This window comes from Pseudovibrio sp. Ad46 (assembly GCF_001623065.1).
Classification (GTDB): Bacteria; Pseudomonadota; Alphaproteobacteria; order Rhizobiales; family Stappiaceae; genus Pseudovibrio.
Window position 1 is genome coordinate 1 of the sequence record NZ_LMCG01000077.1, and the last position, 17,286, is coordinate 17,286.

At 49.9% G+C, this 17,286-nt stretch carries 19 protein-coding genes, 1 tRNA gene and 1 riboswitch; of the genes, 9 read left to right on the forward strand and 11 right to left on the reverse strand.

Going from position 1 to position 17,286, the window contains the following annotated elements; translation table 11 throughout:
• Positions 1 to 241 precede the first annotated feature (241 nt).
• Positions 242 to 1,210 (reverse strand): putative phage abortive infection protein, encoded by a 969-nt coding sequence (locus PsAD46_RS21520; RefSeq protein ID WP_063292816.1) that lies wholly within the window; start codon positions 1,208 to 1,210, stop codon positions 242 to 244.
• Between the two features lie 101 nt (positions 1,211 to 1,311).
• Here PsAD46_RS21520 and PsAD46_RS21525 point away from each other — a divergent pair, with 101 nt between their 5' ends.
• A complete protein-coding gene (locus PsAD46_RS21525; RefSeq protein ID WP_206599642.1) occupies positions 1,312 to 2,376 on the forward strand; it encodes a trypsin-like peptidase domain-containing protein in 1,065 nt (354 codons plus the stop codon).
• 292 nt (positions 2,377 to 2,668) lie between these two features.
• Here PsAD46_RS21525 and PsAD46_RS21530 read toward each other — a convergent pair whose 3' ends face one another.
• The 3 genes from PsAD46_RS21530 to PsAD46_RS21540 form a co-directional block, all read right to left on the reverse strand.
• Complete coding sequence (locus PsAD46_RS21530; protein WP_084404506.1) at positions 2,669 to 4,030, reverse strand: DUF6538 domain-containing protein; 1,362 nt, start codon at positions 4,028 to 4,030, stop codon at positions 2,669 to 2,671.
• Between the two features lie 119 nt (positions 4,031 to 4,149).
• A tRNA-Leu gene (locus tag PsAD46_RS21535) sits at positions 4,150 to 4,236 on the reverse strand.
• A 180-nt stretch (positions 4,237 to 4,416) separates the two neighbouring features.
• Positions 4,417 to 4,683, reverse strand: a complete 267-nt coding sequence (locus PsAD46_RS21540; RefSeq protein ID WP_063289457.1) for a FliM/FliN family flagellar motor switch protein — start codon at positions 4,681 to 4,683, stop codon at positions 4,417 to 4,419.
• A 143-nt stretch (positions 4,684 to 4,826) separates the two neighbouring features.
• Here PsAD46_RS21540 and lipB point away from each other — a divergent pair, with 143 nt between their 5' ends.
• Complete coding sequence (gene lipB / locus PsAD46_RS21545) at positions 4,827 to 5,546, forward strand: lipoyl(octanoyl) transferase LipB (RefSeq protein ID WP_063307854.1); 720 nt, start codon at positions 4,827 to 4,829, stop codon at positions 5,544 to 5,546.
• Positions 5,547 to 5,564: 18 nt separating this feature from the next.
• On the opposite strand, the gene PsAD46_RS21550 is transcribed toward lipB, so the two are convergent.
• Positions 5,565 to 5,834, reverse strand: coding sequence for an acylphosphatase (locus PsAD46_RS21550; RefSeq protein ID WP_057463397.1), 270 nt, complete (start codon positions 5,832 to 5,834; stop codon positions 5,565 to 5,567).
• Between the two features lie 161 nt (positions 5,835 to 5,995).
• Here PsAD46_RS21550 and PsAD46_RS21555 point away from each other — a divergent pair, with 161 nt between their 5' ends.
• The gene (locus tag PsAD46_RS21555; protein WP_063292662.1) at positions 5,996 to 7,261 is read left to right on the forward strand and encodes a hypothetical protein; all 1,266 of its coding nucleotides are present in this window, start codon (positions 5,996 to 5,998) and stop codon (positions 7,259 to 7,261) included.
• 46 nt (positions 7,262 to 7,307) lie between these two features.
• Here PsAD46_RS21555 and PsAD46_RS21560 read toward each other — a convergent pair whose 3' ends face one another.
• From PsAD46_RS21560 to PsAD46_RS21575, 4 genes are all read right to left on the reverse strand, one after another.
• Positions 7,308 to 8,207 carry a DMT family transporter gene (locus PsAD46_RS21560; protein ID WP_063292663.1) on the reverse strand — a complete coding sequence of 300 codons (900 nt, stop codon included), beginning with the start codon at positions 8,205 to 8,207 and terminating at the stop codon, positions 7,308 to 7,310.
• A 133-nt stretch (positions 8,208 to 8,340) separates the two neighbouring features.
• A riboswitch (FMN riboswitch) is annotated at positions 8,341 to 8,490 on the reverse strand.
• Positions 8,491 to 8,623: 133 nt separating this feature from the next.
• Entirely contained in the window at positions 8,624 to 9,046 is a 423-nt protein-coding gene (locus PsAD46_RS21565) for a gamma-glutamylcyclotransferase family protein (RefSeq protein ID WP_063292664.1), read from the reverse strand.
• A 24-nt stretch (positions 9,047 to 9,070) separates the two neighbouring features.
• Positions 9,071 to 9,727 (reverse strand): HAD hydrolase-like protein, encoded by a 657-nt coding sequence (locus PsAD46_RS21570; RefSeq protein ID WP_063292665.1) that lies wholly within the window; start codon positions 9,725 to 9,727, stop codon positions 9,071 to 9,073.
• 41 nt (positions 9,728 to 9,768) lie between these two features.
• Positions 9,769 to 11,781: an acetyl/propionyl/methylcrotonyl-CoA carboxylase subunit alpha gene (locus PsAD46_RS21575; protein ID WP_063307872.1), complete on the reverse strand. Its 2,013-nt coding sequence runs from the start codon at positions 11,779 to 11,781 to the stop codon at positions 9,769 to 9,771.
• A gap of 248 nt (positions 11,782 to 12,029) precedes the next feature.
• Between PsAD46_RS21575 and folB the strand changes: the two genes are divergently transcribed.
• The 6 genes from folB (at position 12,030) to PsAD46_RS21605 (ending at position 14,856) form a co-directional block, all read left to right on the forward strand.
• A complete protein-coding gene (gene folB, locus PsAD46_RS21580) occupies positions 12,030 to 12,410 on the forward strand; it encodes a dihydroneopterin aldolase (RefSeq protein WP_063289462.1) in 381 nt (126 codons plus the stop codon).
• Between the two features lie 137 nt (positions 12,411 to 12,547).
• On the forward strand, positions 12,548 to 12,850 hold the full coding sequence (locus tag PsAD46_RS21585) for a hypothetical protein (RefSeq protein ID WP_063292819.1): 303 nt from the start codon (positions 12,548 to 12,550) through the stop codon (positions 12,848 to 12,850).
• Positions 12,851 to 12,864: 14 nt separating this feature from the next.
• Entirely contained in the window at positions 12,865 to 13,185 is a 321-nt protein-coding gene (locus PsAD46_RS21590; RefSeq protein ID WP_063289463.1) for a hypothetical protein, read from the forward strand.
• A gap of 551 nt (positions 13,186 to 13,736) precedes the next feature.
• Positions 13,737 to 14,027 carry a hypothetical protein gene (locus tag PsAD46_RS21595; protein WP_057463404.1) on the forward strand — a complete coding sequence of 97 codons (291 nt, stop codon included), beginning with the start codon at positions 13,737 to 13,739 and terminating at the stop codon, positions 14,025 to 14,027.
• 117 nt (positions 14,028 to 14,144) lie between these two features.
• A complete protein-coding gene (locus PsAD46_RS21600) occupies positions 14,145 to 14,435 on the forward strand; it encodes a hypothetical protein (RefSeq protein WP_057463405.1) in 291 nt (96 codons plus the stop codon).
• Between the two features lie 121 nt (positions 14,436 to 14,556).
• Entirely contained in the window at positions 14,557 to 14,856 is a 300-nt protein-coding gene (locus tag PsAD46_RS21605) for a hypothetical protein (protein ID WP_063292666.1), read from the forward strand.
• A gap of 100 nt (positions 14,857 to 14,956) precedes the next feature.
• On the opposite strand, the gene PsAD46_RS21610 is transcribed toward PsAD46_RS21605, so the two are convergent.
• Complete coding sequence (locus PsAD46_RS21610) at positions 14,957 to 16,489, reverse strand: acyl-CoA carboxylase subunit beta (RefSeq protein WP_057463407.1); 1,533 nt, start codon at positions 16,487 to 16,489, stop codon at positions 14,957 to 14,959.
• A gap of 174 nt (positions 16,490 to 16,663) precedes the next feature.
• A complete protein-coding gene (bfr, locus tag PsAD46_RS21615; protein WP_063307855.1) occupies positions 16,664 to 17,149 on the reverse strand; it encodes a bacterioferritin in 486 nt (161 codons plus the stop codon).
• Positions 17,150 to 17,286 lie beyond the last annotated feature (137 nt).

Consider the following 17,286-nt stretch of genomic DNA (forward strand, 5'->3'; position numbering starts at 1 on the left):
TTCTCAGCTGCAGCGCTGGCGGTCCGTGTGTTGTGCCCCATTGTTCACTCCTAATCTCATGATCATGAGCCAAAACACTCCCTTATTCAAATTAACCGATCTGTCCATAAGGCTTCGATGGGGAACACGCCAGAGGTCGCTTCCTGTACCAAGAGCGGAAAAGGTCTTTTGCTGTGCAACCTGTGAACCATGGCTTTGCATCGCATCAATTGTCATTGAGATAAATGCATGCGTTTCTGCCTTATTCCACATAGTCTACATGTGGCGAGATCACATTTTTTTGCGAGTTTTGGATCGACTTTTTACCTTGCCCCTTTTTCTCATCATACTCCTGCGCGAGCAGTGAAGGAGGCCAACTTGTTGGTCTCGGTCGTTTGGGCTCCCCGAAAGATCGCCGCGAATATAGGTTTTTATGAGTTGGATCGATTAGCAAAGCTGGCAGTAAATTATCGAGCAATTGATACTTATGAATGTATACCCAATAGTTGATACCGTGCTTATTCAAAGCAGTATAGAAAAGCAAAACTAGTTCGTAGTCCGATAGCTGCGCCCGGAGCAACTTTACGTAAGGGACCTTATCCTCAATGCCTTCATAATCATAAACAAAACGTAGTACATTGTAGAGGTATCGATAGTAATGAGCTAGGTCCTGCTGACGGTCTACCCAGAAATTATCGTAGGCGTGTTGAAGGTGATCTTTCTCGTTCTCCTTCTCGTATAAAGCGGAGGAGTTATGATACTCATCGCGGAAATTTTCAAAAAATTGCTTAAAGCAATCACGCCCTTTCGTCTCTTTGCTAGTTGGTCGCTTGCTGTAATAGAGGTCGATCGAATTTACGATAGTATTGTGCAGAGTTAACATTTGGAAAAATGTTGACTCAAAGTTCTGACGATCTGTAGCTTTTAGCTGACTTTCTAATGCGGTCGCTGACCGTTTTAGTTCGCTCCGAGTTTCTCTAAGCTCGGCTTGCTGAAGGACTATTGTTAGCAACAATCCCATAAAAGTCAGAAACGTCAAAAGAGGATTTACAACGCCACCGAAAAAATCTCCAAAAGAACCAGCATCTTTGCCTAGAAAGGCAATGATACATGCGGTTAAAAAAACAACGGCTAGAATGCTTGCGGCAAAAACAAACAGGGTGAAAAGGCTGTTGTGAGAACTTTCTGCTTCAGGAGTTAGAAATTGATCAAACCGTTTACGAATACTCATCTTAAGTATACCCATCAACCAAAAGCAATTTAAAATGTACATATCAGTCAATAACCGCTGCTGAGTAAAATGCCAATGACATGATCTTATAGGAAAACGAAATGGCAATAAGATTTCCACTCGAGGCATTAAAATCACTATGGGTGCGCCGCCCGGACGGAAGGTGGGCGATGAGCAGCATGAAGGGGTTAACACTTTCATCTGAAACTGGTGGCGATGAGCAATATTTTCTTTTACGTGGAGATGTAGAGCTTCTGACCGATAGACCGAACTGTCGTTTTGATGATGCAATGTCGCTTTTTGGCACTGCAGACTTCTTAATGCAGCAAAGCATTGTTCCTGTCGTGGCATGGCTGGAAGGCGAGAATGCAATCAAGTGCATTGGGACCGCATCTATCATAAGCTGTACAGGTTACCTGATCACTGCCGCACACGTTTTACTTGATCCGTTAGAAGCCGGCTATGGTGCTTACCGAGAGGGGCAGCAGGTAAAGCTGCGGGATGACCTCAATTTTGGCGTCCTCATCCTTTATTGGACACAAGGAATAGGAATGCACTTTCACAAAGCAGTTCGTTTTTTTCCCATTGAAAAGATGTGGGCTTGGGGCAAGTGGAAACAAAGCCCACTGTTGTCTGAAGCAGACCGATGGGAGCACTCAACCGACGTAGCAGTGTGTAAAATCCCAGAAATGCCTAGTGGTCAAGCTCACCAGCCATTGAACATGTCATTAAACCCGTTTGTCCCGAATGAGGAGGCATATGCACTTGGATACGCGGAAATGCCTGATATCGAAATAGATCCGTATACTAGCCGGATCATGGACACCAGCATTCGATTTGATCTCTACGTTACCGTTGGAAATATTCTGCAGACATTTCCTCAAAATCACGTAGCCAAAGAAGTACCGACACCCGGCCCCTGCTTTGATTTCAACGCTCGTGTCCCTGGTAAAATGAGCGGAGCGCCTATTTTCGGTGCCAAGGGAGCGGTTATCCGAGGCATAGTCAGCCGGAGCTATTCGGGTGAAGAGCATGCTTACGGTTCTATGCTAGGCCCAGCAATGGAACTACCTATGAATGAGCCGGAGATTTACGGGCGTTCATTAAAGACATTACTCAAGAACGGTAATGAAGGAATGGCACAAGTTCACGGTTTAGGATTATAGCCACGTGTAGCAACTTGCATCTATTTTCCGAGAGCTTGGTCTCGGGCCCCTGTCTTCAGACGAAACAGAAAATTCAAGACTACATCGGAGGCAAATAACTGAAAGAGGAAAGTTTAAGTTACCACTTTTTGGTCCACTTACTTCAATAGATGGATGCCCAGTTGCTCCAAATACATTGATGGCTTCTCCTGATAGGCCGAGCCGCACCTATGAGATGAAATAGTTACGTCAATGTCGACCATGGGCTCAACAAGCTATTCTTAAGACTTAATCCTACTGACAAGAACTGGTACTACTTTTCCTTCAAGCCCTTAAACACCTCCATAGAAAACCCAAGCTCGATCTTCCGCAGCTCCCCTGCCCGATAACCCATAGACCCACCGTCCCCATATTCCGGCCGATCAATAGCGTGCCCCATCAACAGGCAACGCAGCTCATAATCCAGCCTGGTTTCTTTCATGCGGGTTTCAAAGGCATGGCGCAGAGAATAGATCCGGTGGTTATCAGAAGGCAGCAAACCCGCCCGCCGGAAAGCCTTCATAGCCGTTGCAGAAAAGTTGTTTTCCTTGTCCACATAGCGAGGAAAACCCTCAGGTGCCCGCCTCATCGCTTCATAAGATACACCCACCAGAGGAATATCGCGCACGCTGGATTCCGTCTTAATGGCACGATCCGGCTTAAACTTGATGGAGATATAAGGCACCTTGGCTTCCAGATGGATCTGCTGTGCAGAAATATTGCAAAGCTCAGAAGGACGGCAACCGGTTTCAATGCACGCAAACACAATCAGCGCTGCATCTCTATTCAGCGAGGCCAGAGCCCCAGGTTCAAGAATTTTCTGCTGTATCCACGAGGCAGGAAAAGGCGGCACATCCTGCCGCAAGGCTTTGGGACTGCGGAAATTGAGGTTTCTGAAAGGATTCTCTCGCTCCTCCTCCCCGACCCTCTCAAAATAGGCACTGTAGAGCTTGCGCATATTGCCAACATCGCGATTGGCGGAATTGCCGGAAAGCGGCCTTTCCCCTCCCTTGCCAGTCACACGATCTTGCCACCAGTTGAAAAACTGCAAGGCATCCTCACGGGTCACCTCTTCCAGATCTTTATCGCCAACAATCTTGATGAAGTTGCTCACAGCCCGGTTTTTGACTTTTTCATAACTTTTCTTCTGAGCTGCACTCATGCCCTTTTGCTCATCTGGTGCAATCTCAGCCAAATAGACTTCCATGGCCTTAGAAACCGCCACAGAAGGGCGTTTGGCAGTACCAAGCAATGCCTGCGCATCAGATTGCAAACCAGCCTCAGGCCGCCGTACCAACGCCAATGCACGCGCCACCACATCCACCACGGGGGCCGCTTCCAGCTCATAGGCAGGCTTAAACACAAAACCAAGCGCAAGCGCACGATGTTGCGCCGCCTTATAGTTCGCATCAGCAACATCCAGCACAGCTTCACCACCGCCATGCAGAGATAACCAGTAAAGCCGGTCAGCTTCTGCAAGCGCATCGCGCCGCGCACAGGCTTCTTCTAAGGATGATGTTTCAAGAGAGAGTTCAATTTTGCCGCGTTGGTCTAAATGCGCAACCTTTTTAGGCACGCGCCTGACGTAGTACCAGCGACTACCTCGCAACTTTAGGTATTTGTCTGACCCCTGCATAAAACCCCCAATTTGCAAATGTAGGGCAATTTGTAGGGCAAAAAGTGCGGTTTAGTAAACCCGCAAAAACAAAAACGGCGCTTTGCTAAGTAATATCAATCACTTAGCAAAGCGCCGGTTGGTGCGGCCGAGAAGACTCGAACTTCCACGGGTGTTACCCCACAGCGACCTCAACGCTGCGCGTCTACCAATTCCGCCACGGCCGCAAAACCTTGGCTTGCCTCCGGTTTGTTTGGCTCGTTGGCCTCGCCCCGTCGGCTGGTGAGCGGTGATATAGCCAACCCCTCGAACCTGCGCAAGTACCCTTTTTCAAAAATTCACAGCGCAGAGGAAAAAAATCGAAAAAACCTCTTTTAGACGGGCACTTATCCACTGCACCAGATATTTCAGATGCGATCTTCCATGTTTACAGGTCGCATATCCACAGCGCGCTGCAATACCTTTGTGATGACAATGCCAACTTTATCGCCAACCACAGTCACCTGCCCTTCAGCAACAGGTGTACTGTTTGCCAAAATCGTAACATCATCAGCTTCATGGGTGTCCAGCTCAATCACCGCACCACGCCCCATGCGCAACAATTGGTGCACTGGCATTTCAGATTTGCCCAGCACTACTGATATGTCGACGGAGATATCATCAAACCTGTTCATCTCTGTCTGCCTCCATCTGAGGGAATAAAATGCACCCGTCTCGTCTCTGTGAGTTGGTGCCCTGTTATTTTTAGTGTAGACGCTTACATCTCATTAGGGCAAACCAACTAACCGAAATCCGCAGATCATTTTGGGATAACAACATGGCCGATCGTCAAACCCTTAAAACAGACTTCTTCCCCCTAGAGGGATCTCCCCCTGTTGAGTGGGTGATCGACGACGATCTCGTGCCATACGAAGTTGCCCAGAAGGAAATGGAAGACCGCGTTGCCGCAATCGCAGCTGGCGAAGCGAATGAACGCGTCTGGCTTTTGGAACACCCGCCCCTCTACACAGCAGGCACAAGCGCTGATCCAGTCGACCTGATCGCCAAAGACCGCTTCCCGGTTTATGAAACAGGCCGCGGAGGGCAGTATACTTATCACGGTCCGGGACAACGTGTTGCTTATGTTATGCTCGATTTGAAGCGCCGCCAGCAAGACGTTCGCGCCTTCGTCGCAGCGCTGGAAAAATGGCTCATCGACACCCTGTGGCAGCATCACGTCCGCGGAGAACGACGAGAAGATCGTGTTGGCGTCTGGGTTCAGCGTCCCGAAAAAGGCAAAGACGTCGAGGATAAGATTGCCGCCATCGGCATTCGCCTGCGCAAGTGGGTAACCTTCCACGGTATCTCACTGAATGTAGACCCGGACCTGGAGCACTTCACCGGCATTGTCCCCTGCGGCGTGCAAAAACATGGTGTCACCAGCTTTGTGGATCTCGGTCTTCCACTCACAATGCCAGAGGTGGATATCATCTTGCGAGAGCAATTCGAAGAGATCTTCGGAGCCACAGAAACCTTTGGTCCGTCCGGCCTCGTTTAAAAGCCTGAGAGTGGATAACTAGTATTCAATGCGGAAAGACCCCTTCTCGTCAGGGGCATCCGCCAGCAGTGTCACCGCTTCAACTTGTGCCCCGACGGGCCCCTGCTGAACAGCCATCAACAGGGCATCCACTTTCTCCGGATCACCGGTGACAACTGCCTCTACCGATCCATCAGCATTGTTCTTGCACCAGCCGGAAACACCGAGCATTCCGGCCTTTTTATAAAGCCACGCACGATATCCAACACCCTGCACCAATCCCGTAATGGAAAAGTGTTTGGTTTTCATTGGTATCTCCCGATGCACTTAAAGGCTTCACAGATAAAACTTTTCTCGATTCAGAGGACGAAGTTGGCAACACAGCTCAGCCTCGCCACAGCCTTAGATTGCAAGCCATAAAAAAAACATCAACTCCTATATCTAATAGGTAGCCCTTTAGGAGAGACTTTATGAATTTTCTCAAATCCCGCCTGACTGCTCTTTCATTCTCCGCAGTCATGATTTTTCTACCAGTTCAGAGCTTTGCTCAGATCAATTTCACCAGTCAGTTCAACGAGATCATAGAAATGGCTGATTATGAAACCGGCATCGCTTCTTTTGTAAGCAACACTAAGCAGAATCCGGAAAACAATCAGGCAAAGCTCGCATTGGGCGCCCTGCAGTTTCTCAATGCCCTCCAAGGCATTCAACAGGACCTATACAAATATGGCGCCGGAAACACATCCCCAAACAGAAGCCTGAGGTCGATCCTCCCCGTCTTCAGAATCCCGGTTGCCCCAAACCCAACGCCAGAACCCGTTACCTACAACAAGACAAGGGAAATGCTGGAGAACTTCGTGTCTCAGCTGGAACAGGCAAATGAAACTTTGAATGGGATATCAGAGCAACCAGTAAAGCTCACGGTAGACCTTTTGAAGATCAACTTAGATGCAGACAACAGCGGAACCGTGGAACCCCACGAAAACCTCGCCACAATTCTCTCAGGCCTTTCCAGAAGAAGCCCGTTTCAGCTTGAGGATGATACAACAACGTTTCCTATTACCTTCGATCGGGCGGACGCAAAGTGGCTACAGGGGTACTCTAACCTACTCATGTCGATGGGCAATTTCCTACTCACCTTTGACTATGAGAACACCTACGACCTCACCTTCCATAGTGTCTTCGGCGCATCTGCAACCACCTACGGCCAGCAGTTAGAAGACATGGGCAAAGCAGACAACGAGCGCGGATTTGGCTCCTTCGCCACCCCAATCAACTTCCTGCATTCCATCAACTGGACTGTGCAGAACCCTGATCGCCTAAAAGCAACGCGCCAGAACCTCTTGCAGGTGATGCAGCTGAACTACGAGACATGGGATCTCATTCAAAAAGAAACGGATGACGACAACGAATGGTTGCCAAATCCCAATCAGACCAGCCCCTTTCAAGCCCTCCCTGTCACGCAAGAGACCATCGACAGCTGGCTGGAAGCCGTCAAAGCCTCCGAACAGGTGTTGACCGGCGAGCTTCTGATTCCATCCATGGTGTTTGAAGGCGGGATCAACATGAAGACCTTCTTCGAGACCGCAAAGACCTTCGACCTTGTGCTCTTCATCACCGGACCAAACTCCGTTGACTATGTGGAACAAGGCCCTGTTTGGGAAGGAGATTTCATGCGCACCATAACGCGCCCAATGGGCCGAAACTTCGGTTCATTTGCGGTCTGGTTCAACTAACAGCTCATACAAAGAAAAAGCCCGGCAATTAGACCGGGCTTTTCAATTAGTTCTGTTTGCGCTCCACATGCACAGTATAGAGCGATGCGCCAATGATCAGCGCAGCCCCAAGCCACAAGTTGCCCGGTGGTACCCAGCCGAAAATAAGGAATCCACAAAGCACATTAAGCGGCAGCTTGAGATGATCAAACGGCTGCAGATAAGCTGCATCGACCTTCTCATAGGCCATAGCCAATGAGCCTTGCGCAATCGCCCCCAAAAGCCCCGCCAGAATAATCAACCACCACATACTCATGCCAACTGGCATTGCCAAACCACCCGGAGCCAGGAAAGCCAGGACGAAATTAACTGGTGTCAGCAGCAGAAGAAGATAGAGCGTAACAGATTGCGGGCTCTCACGTTCTTCCAGCTTCTTCATACAAAGAATAGAAGAACCCCACAGTAAAGCTGCGATAATCGGCAGGAAAGCAACCAGCTGAAAGGCATCATCCCAAGGACTCAGGATAATCATGCCGCCCACAAAGCCAACCGCTGTCGCCGCCCAGCGCTGCCTGCTTGCGGTCTCACGCAAGAACAACGCCGCTCCAATAGTCACGAAGAACGGAGAGGTCATCAAAAGCGCAATCGCCTGCCAGATCGGCACACCATTCGCCAAACCGGCTACCCAGAACTGAACGCCCAATGCTGCCAGAAAGACGCGGAAGATATGCAGCGCCAGCTGTTCTGTGTGCAGCCCGTCAACACCAATGCGCCAGATCACCGGCAGCATCGCAACAAGCGAGATCAGGTATTGCCAGAAGGTTGCACTGGTAGAACTCAGCCCCTGCACCATCGTCAGATACTGTATGGCAGAGTTGGTGATAGCAAAAGCAGCACCGGCAAAAACCATCCAGCTTGCGCCCACAACAGCTGCGGACGCACGAGTAGAACTGCGTGTTGAGCTCATGCACGCACCTCAAATTCACGAGATAAAAACAGAATAAACATAAGAAATCTTTCTGATCCAAAGGGCCAACAACAGCCACGTTTCATTGAATCAGGACGCGCAAGCCAACAGTGCTCTTCAAAGCACCCCTCACCTACATTCTCTTTCATCCGGACTATAACCGTCGGTTCCGGGTTCTCACCGGATCTGCTGACCCTTCCTGAATATGGAAGGCGCTCGCGGACTTATGGCTCGAAGGCCCATCACCACCGGTAGGGAATTACACCCCGCCCTGAGAATTATCTCCCATCATTGGGAGACCTGATTTCTAACAGATTCTCAGGAAATTGCGAGTTGTCTTTCAGTCTAACTGAAAACACATTTGTGAACGGACTGTCACTCGAAGGCAGCCTCGCAACTTGATGCCAGGAGAGCTGCTATCGCAGATCCCATTGGCGCAGTTCCTCACGGTATGTCTCGGGGAAATCCCAGTGTTCTGCAGCTTCCAGAATACCTTCCCACGCTTTAACATGAGGCTTCCCCGTCCGCACAGTGCGGCTCATATACATAATGGCAGACTTATTCTGCCCACCGCTGCGAACCGGAAGAAAGACCTTGTCCAGACCCTTGCGGAAAAGCGCTTCAGCGCCATCCACAATTGTAACTTCCCCGATGCGGCAATCCCACAGAACACCGTGAACACGCTTCCCCGGCGCTTTCACCATGGAAGGAACACCTTCAGACGTCACGATAAAGCGATAGCCATCCATGGAAGCTGGCCCCAGCGCTTTGGCTTGCGGGCAACGGCTTGCCATGGTTTTCGGGTTCATCAGGCGGCCATAAGCGAAATAAATCGGCATCAATTCAACTCATTACAAAGAAGGTCAGGCGACAAGACTGTCAGCAAGGTGAGCGGCAAGCTCTTCACGCGAAGCAACCACTGTATCAGCTCCGCAATCTGCAAGCTCACTTTCAGAGCCATAGCCCCAAAGCACACCAACGGAGCGGACGCCATTTTCCTTCGCTGCGATAATGTCGTGCTTGCGGTCACCAATCATAAGACACTGAGAGGCGTCCAGATTTTCTTGTTCCAACAGATAGGCCAAAAGGTCCACCTTGTTGCCACGGGTCATATCAAGCTCGCAGCCATAGGTTTTCTCAAAAAAACCATCCATCTCAAAATGCGCGACAATCTTTTTCGCATAAACCCAAGGTTTGGATGTGCAAACAAACAAGCGATCTCCGCGATCCTTAGCAGCCTGCAGCAGCTCAATGATCCCGTCATAACGCACGTTTTCATAAAGCCCAACAGTGGTGAAGCGCTCGCGATAAAGGCGAATCCCCTCAAGGATCAGCTCTTCATCTTCCGTATTCAGAAGTTGGCGATAGGTTTCTGTGAGAGGCGGCCCGATGACAAAGGCAAGATCTTCAGCAGGAGGAACCTCGCGGCCAAGCTTTTCCAGCGCGTATTGAACGCTCGTTACAATGCCGACAAAAGGGTCTGTCAGCGTTCCATCCAGATCAAAAAGCAGAGTGCGCAAAGCCAAATCCTCAACATAGGAATTGGCTTCGCACCAACTCCTTATTCAAATTCCATGATAACAGCATCAACTGCCAGACTGTCACCCGGAGCAGCCTTGATAGCGCTTACCACACAATCACGTTCGGCCCGAAGTACATTTTCCATTTTCATGGCTTCAACAATGGCCAGCTGCTCTCCAGCTTTCACGTCCTGCCCCTCTTCTACATGAAGAGAAACAACAAGGCCCGGCATTGGGCAAAGCAACAGGTTGGATGTATCCGGTGCAACCTTCTCTGGCATCAATGCAGCAAGTTCAGCGTTGCGAGGCGTCATCACCTTGGCAACAACAGAATAGCCTTGCCAGTCCAGCTGGTAGCCATTCTCAACAGACCGCACTTGGGCACTTACAGCACGATCACCAACGTGACCTTTCCAAAGCATATCGCCCGGAACCCAGGAGGACGCAACGCGTTCGCGAGCACCACCCTCAACACACACATCAATATCAAGTGGTGTTGCCGCCATGCCTTCAATCAACTCAGCATCCAGCTTCTCACCATTGATCAAAACACCCCACTCACGGCGTACACCTCCATGATGCGGACGCAGGCGACCCGGCAAGTGATCCAGACGCTCACGCTCAATCAGGTGCATGGAAAGCGCAACAGACGCCAACACATTACGGGCCTCTGCATCAGGTGTAGCTGGTTCAAACCCATCAGGATACTCATCAGCAATAAAGCCGGTTGCCAACTGACCAGAACGCCAGCGCGGATGCTTCATGAGAGATGCAAGAAACGGCACGTTGTGCTGGATACCATCCACCTGAAACTCATCCAGCGCAGTGCTCATGCCTTCAATCGCTTCAGCTCGTGTCGGCGCATAGGTCACCAGTTTTGCGATCATCGGATCGTAGAACATGGAGATTTCAGAGCCTTCCACCACGCCAGTATCATTACGCACCACATAAGCGCCGTGATCACCTTCTGCAGGCGGACGATAGCGCGTCAGGCGGCCAATGGATGGCAGGAAGTTGCGGTACGGATCCTCAGCATAGATACGGCTTTCAACAGACCAGCCATTCAGCTTGACCTCATCCTGCTTCAAAGAAAGCTCTTCGCCAGCGGCAACTCGGATCATCTGCTCAACAAGGTCCACACCAGTGATCAATTCAGTTACCGGATGCTCCACCTGAAGGCGGGTGTTCATCTCAAGAAAGAAGAAGCTCTTGTCCTGTCCAGCTACAAACTCAACTGTACCCGCGCTATCATAGTCAACAGCCTTGGCCAGCGCTACCGCCTGCTCGCCCATCTTGCGACGAGTTTCTTCATCCAACAATGGAGAAGGCGCTTCTTCAATCACCTTCTGGTTACGACGCTGAATAGAGCATTCGCGCTCACCCAGATAAACAGCATTGCCGTGTTTATCGCCCAGCACCTGAATTTCAATATGGCGCGGGTTCTCAATAAACTTCTCGATGAAGATACGATCATCGCCAAAGGAGCTGATAGCTTCAGACTTTGCGCGCTCGAAGCCATCCATGGCCTCTTCATCATTCCAGGCAATACGCATGCCTTTACCACCGCCACCAGCGGAGGCTTTAATCATCACCGGGTAACCAACCTCAGAGGCAATCCGCTTGGCATCTTCAGGGCTTTCAATCAGCCCCATATATCCAGGTACAGTGGAAACATCAGCTTCAGCCGCAAATCGCTTGGAGGTGATCTTATCTCCCATCACCTCAATCGCTTTTGGATTAGGGCCGATAAAGACAATGCCTTCCTGCTTCAAACGCTCACAGAATTCTGCGCGTTCGGAAAGAAAGCCATAACCTGGATGCACAGCCTCAGCACCGGTCTGCTTACATGCTTCAATAATCTTGTCGATCACAAGGTATGATTTCGCTGCAGCCGGTTCACCAATGTGTACGGCCTCATCAGCCATCTCCACATGAAGCGCATCTCGGTCCGCATCAGAGTAAACAGCAACCGTTTTGATCCCCATCGTTTTTGCCGTTTTGATAACACGGCAAGCGATTTCCCCACGGTTTGCGATCAGAATCTTTGAAAACATGCCCATCCCACATACACACCTTCTTTATTTACAGTGCAGGGTTGTAGGCATCTCTACGCACTTCCGCAACCTCACAATTGGGCGAAGAACCATCGCACTTTCGTAGGGGCAATGGATGCACAAAGCATCTAAGTTTTGACGGGGCTTCACCCGAATACAGAGCATTATCACTTAAAATGCGTTGAGTTTCGCGCTCACCTCTGGCAACACAGTTTTCCAACAGTCGGAAAGTTCTCAGGAGCCAAACAATGAATGAAAACAAGATTTTTCTGGAAGGCCTGTCTTTCTATGCATTCCATGGTCTCCATGATGAAGAAGCTAAATTGGGCCAACGCTTTATCATTGATCTGACCTGTTGGGCGGATTTTGAAAAGGCAACTGTTTCAGATGATTACGAAGACACCATCTGCTACGGCACCCTTGCGAAAACTGTCGAGGATGTTGTGACCAACTCCCGCTTCAACCTGCTGGAACGTCTTGCCGGAGCTATTTGTGAGGCCGTTTTCGCGATGGATCAGCGAATCTCCAAGATCACTGTGAAAGTGAATAAACCCTCTGCCCCGGTGCCGGTTCATACAGGCGGGTTTGGCGTAGAAGTCACACGTGCACGACCTGCAGCAAAAAGTTAAATCAACGGCATCTTCTTTAGAACCGGCTAACCACCGCTCACCTTGATACTCGCACTTTTGAGCTATTGCCTTCAAAACATATGGAACTGCGGCGTTCACGCCAGCATCAACATCTGCATTGTAAGGCAACTGATCCCATGCGTAGTGCCTCCACCACCATTATTGCCAGTAGTCTCATAACTCTGTTGTGGGTAGCCTCAGCCAATGCTCAAGCACGTCCAGATGCGAGGGCCCTGACATGCGAGCAGGCAAAGCAACTGGTCGACAGTCGTGGAGGCATCGTCCTGACCACAGGCCCGCGAACCTATGAGCGCTTTGTGAGCAACATCAGATATTGCCTGCACAACGAAGTGCTTCGCAGAGAGTGGGCCCAGACCAAAGACAACAACTCCTGCCAGATCGGTTATCGCTGTTCACCACGCACACGGCAGAACCAGTAATAAGGGAGGAGACTATGCGGATATCAACACTGCTCGTTCTTTCGAGCACTCTGGCTCTCATGGTTTCCACCACAGCGCACGCACGCCCTGATACACGGCAAATGTCCTGTCTTGAAGCCCGCTCCGTCGTACAGCGTGCTGGCGGCATTGTATTAAGCACTGGCGTTCGTACCTACGACCGTTTCGTCGCGGGCCTTCAGTTCTGCCAGCCTTACGAACGCTTGATGAGCCGCTGGGTCCCCACAAAAGACCAGAAGCGCTGCTTCATCGGCTATTCATGTGAGCCGGGTTACAACAGCGGCGAAGGACCATTCGGCTCCGATATCTTCGACTGAGCCCTTTGAAGATCCACGTTTCACGCAAATACACTGCAGTTGCACCATAAAACGCAGCTGCAGTTACCCACATTCGAATCCTTCATCCACATCCTGCGAAACTCACCTTGCCCGTTCGGCATGACCAACAGGCGGTTGAGAACTCCTTTCTGCACCACCATCAAGCAAAAGTGTGAGCTTGATCACAGACAGGCAAGTAATCCCCAAGAACACGAAGACACGAGTTCGTTACCGGCTTAAATTCAAAGTTGCGAAAAGAAAATTTTGTGTTCCAAAACACATCTTACTCAAAAATTTCCAGTAAACATACAATCATCAACGAACAACAACAAACCACAAACATCAAAAAACAAAGCATACAACAAAAATAAGCTTGAAGAAAAACAAGATAACTACAAAACACAAGATATAAGGCGGCACGGAGTTGCCTTGTATCAGTCTAAATTGAAAAGACACGCCGAAGTAACAACCAACATCGGCAAAACCCCATCAGAAAGACTGCTCCTCCCGGTCTTTCGCTCTGAAAATGACTAGAACTGAAAGTAAAACAAATGAAAAAGATCGCTCTGACCCTATCCGTACTTGGCCTCGTATCTGCTGCTTCTATCGCTCAGGCTGCTCTGGTGAACACCGGTGACCTGACTGCCTCCCAGGCAAAATCACTCGTACAGGACAAAGGCGCAATCGTCCTCGCAACCGGCCCAGGTCTTTACGACCGCTACGTTGCAAACGCTTCTTACTGTGCTTCACACGAAGAAACTCAGCGCGCTTACGTCGTAACCAAAGACTCCAACAGCTCCCTCATCGGTTACACCTGCGTCGTCGAAAACAGAGATAACTAAGCCTCTAATCCGCCTCAAGTTAGAGAGCCTCCCCCCATCAACTTCTTAGGGAAAGACTGTTCCTCCCCAGTCTTTCCCTCCCCAAATGACACAAATTAAAAATCGAAAGTAAGACCAATGAAAAAGATCGCTCTGACCCTATCCGTACTCGGCCTCGTATCTGCTGCTTCCATCGCTCAGGCTGCTCTGGTGAATACCGGTGACCTGACTGCCTCTCAGGCAAAATCACTCGTACAGGACAAAGGTGCAATCGTCCTCGCAACCGGCCCAGGTCTTTACGACCGCTACGTTGCAAACGCTTCCTACTGCGCAACACATGAAGAAACAGAGCGCGCCTATGTTGTGACCAAAGACTCCAACCATTCCCTCATTGGTTACACCTGCGTAGTTGACAACAAAAACAACTAAAATCTAACTCGCCCCAAGTTAGACGCACGTCCCCCATCATCACGCTCCAGGGAAAGGCTTTGCCTCCTAGTCTTTCCCTCCCCCATTTCCCAAAAGAATTAAGAAACCGAAAGCTAAACAAATGAAAAAGATCGCTCTGACCCTTTCCGTCCTCAGCCTTGTCTCTGTTGCTTCTGTTGCTCAGGCTATGAACGCTCCACGCACCAATACAACTGACCTCACAGGGTCTCAGGTAAAGTCTCTGGTGCAAGAAAAAGGTGCGATCGTTCTCTCCACAGGTCCTGGCCTTTATGACCGTTACGTAGCAAATGGCTCTTACTGTAGCCCAAGCGAAGAAACACAGCGCGCCTACGTTGTGACAAAAGACTCCAACCACTCCCTCATTGGTTACACCTGCGTGGTCGAAAACGACGAAAGATAAGACCTAACTCGCCCCAAGTTAGTCTCCCTTCCCATCAAAAAACCCGGCCTTCATGTGAAGGCCGGGTTTTTTGATGTTTCGTTCGATCAGACAACAATTCTTAGAGCGGGATGTTGTCGTGTTTGCGCCAAGGCATCTGCTGGTTCTTAGTCCGCAACATCGCAAGTGCTCTCGAAATGCGCATCCGTGTAGACTGCGGCATGATCACCTCATCAATGTAGCCACGCTCCGCAGCAACAAACGGGTTCGCAAACCGGTCTTCATAATCCTTGGTGCGCTCAGCAATCTTCTCGGAATCACCCAGCTCATTGCGATAGAGGATTTCAACGGCACCCTTTGCACCCATCACAGCAATCTCAGCAGATGGCCACGCATAATTCATATCACCACGAATGTGTTTGGAGCTCATCACATCATACGCGCCGCCATAAGCTTTACGCGTGATCACTGTGATTTTCGGAACAGTCGCTTCACCATAAGCAAACAGCAGCTTTGCGCCATGCTTGATCAACCCGCCATATTCCTGCGCAGTCCCTGGCAAGAAGCCCGGAACATCCACGAAGGTTACCAGCGGAATGTTGAAGCAGTCACAGAAACGAACAAAACGCGCAGCCTTCCGGCTTGCATCACTGTCCAGAACACCCGCAAGAACCATTGGCTGGTTGGCGACAATACCAACTGTGCGCCCTTCGACGCGGCCAAAGCCAGTGATAATGTTTCCGGCAAAGCTTTCCTGAATCTCAAAGAAGTCCTGCTCATCGACAGTCTTCAGGATCAGTTCTCGCATATCATACGGTTTATTCGGATTATCCGGAACCAGCGTATTGAGGCTCTCATCCAAACGAGATGGATCATCATAAACGGAAAGTTCAGGCAGCGGAGCCTGATTGTTCATCGGCAGGTAATCCACCAAACGACGAATCTGCAGCAACGCTTCCACATCATTGTCAAACGCACCATCGGCGATGGAAGATTTGGTCGTGTGAATGCTCGCGCCGCCCAGTTCCTCAGCCGTCACAGTCTCATTGGTCACTGTTTTCACAACATCAGGACCAGTGACGAACATGTAGGAGGTATCGCGCACCATAAAGATGAAATCGGTCATGGCAGGTGAATACACATCACCACCAGCACATGGACCCATAATCACAGAAATCTGCGGAATAACACCAGATGCCTGAATGTTACGCCAGAACACTTCACCGTATCCACCGAGCGCAGCAACACCTTCCTGAATACGAGCACCACCTGCATCAAAGATCCCGATGATCGGTGCACGATTCTGCAGCGCCATATCCTGGATCTTCATGATCTTCTCGGCGTGTGTCTCAGACAGCGATCCGCCAAACACAGTGAAGTCTTTCGAGAAGAGGTAAACGGTACGGCCGTTGATGGTTCCCCAACCAGCAACAACACCATCCCCCGGAAAGTGCGTTTCCTCCATACCAAACTCGGTACAGCGGTGTTGCTTGAACATATCGAATTCTTCGAAGGAACCTTCATCTAGCAGAATTTCAATGCGCTCTCGTGCGGTGAGTTTTCCGCGTTTGTGCTGCGCATCAATTCGGCGCTGTCCCCCACCAAGCCGCGCTTCATCACGTCTTTTTTCTAATTCAGCTAGAACTTCCTTCATCAGATATCTCAGCTCCCAATCTAACTGAGTTATCTCCTAGCACGCCCCTACGCACAAAAACTAGTAAGCCGTTGGATTGAGAAGCCTCATGCAATGCAACTGATTACTGCCTCAACCCAACAACCAATAACCCTTGGGAAACCAAGCATTCTTTGATGCTTTGACAGCTAAAACTCACTCTGCCTCATCAGCACTGCCAGCATTGAGCAATCCATATTTTTCTTCGCCTATTTTCTCAAGAAGCTCCAATTGAGTCTCAAGGAAATCACAATGGCCTTCTTCATCTGCCAGTAAACTGTCAAAGAGAGCCATTGTCACGAAGTCACCTTGCTGCTCACAGAACACTCGAGATTCGCTGTAATACACAATCGCTTCACGCTCCCCTGCCAGATCAGCTTCCAGCACTTCCTTCACTGAGGAACCGATGCGCAAGGGCGTGATATGCTGCAGGTTTGGGTGACCTTCCAAAAAGACAACTCTTTCCACCAACCGATCCGCATGATGCATTTCTTCAATCGATTCAGCCCGCTCTTTCTTTGCGAGTTTGGTGTAACCCCAATCTTCAAGAAGTCTGAAATGCACCCAGTATTGATTGACAGCTCCAAGTTCCATGGAAATGGCTTTGTTCAAACGTTCAATGACACCGTCTTTTGCTCTCATGAGTTCTCAGCGCAAGCACTGCTCCTTAGGGAATGCAGGTGAAACACAACTCGTTTTGAACCGACCCTAAAACGAGCTTTGATCCAGTAAACATAGATCAGCCTAACCCGCCGCCAACCCAAATCACCTATCGTTCC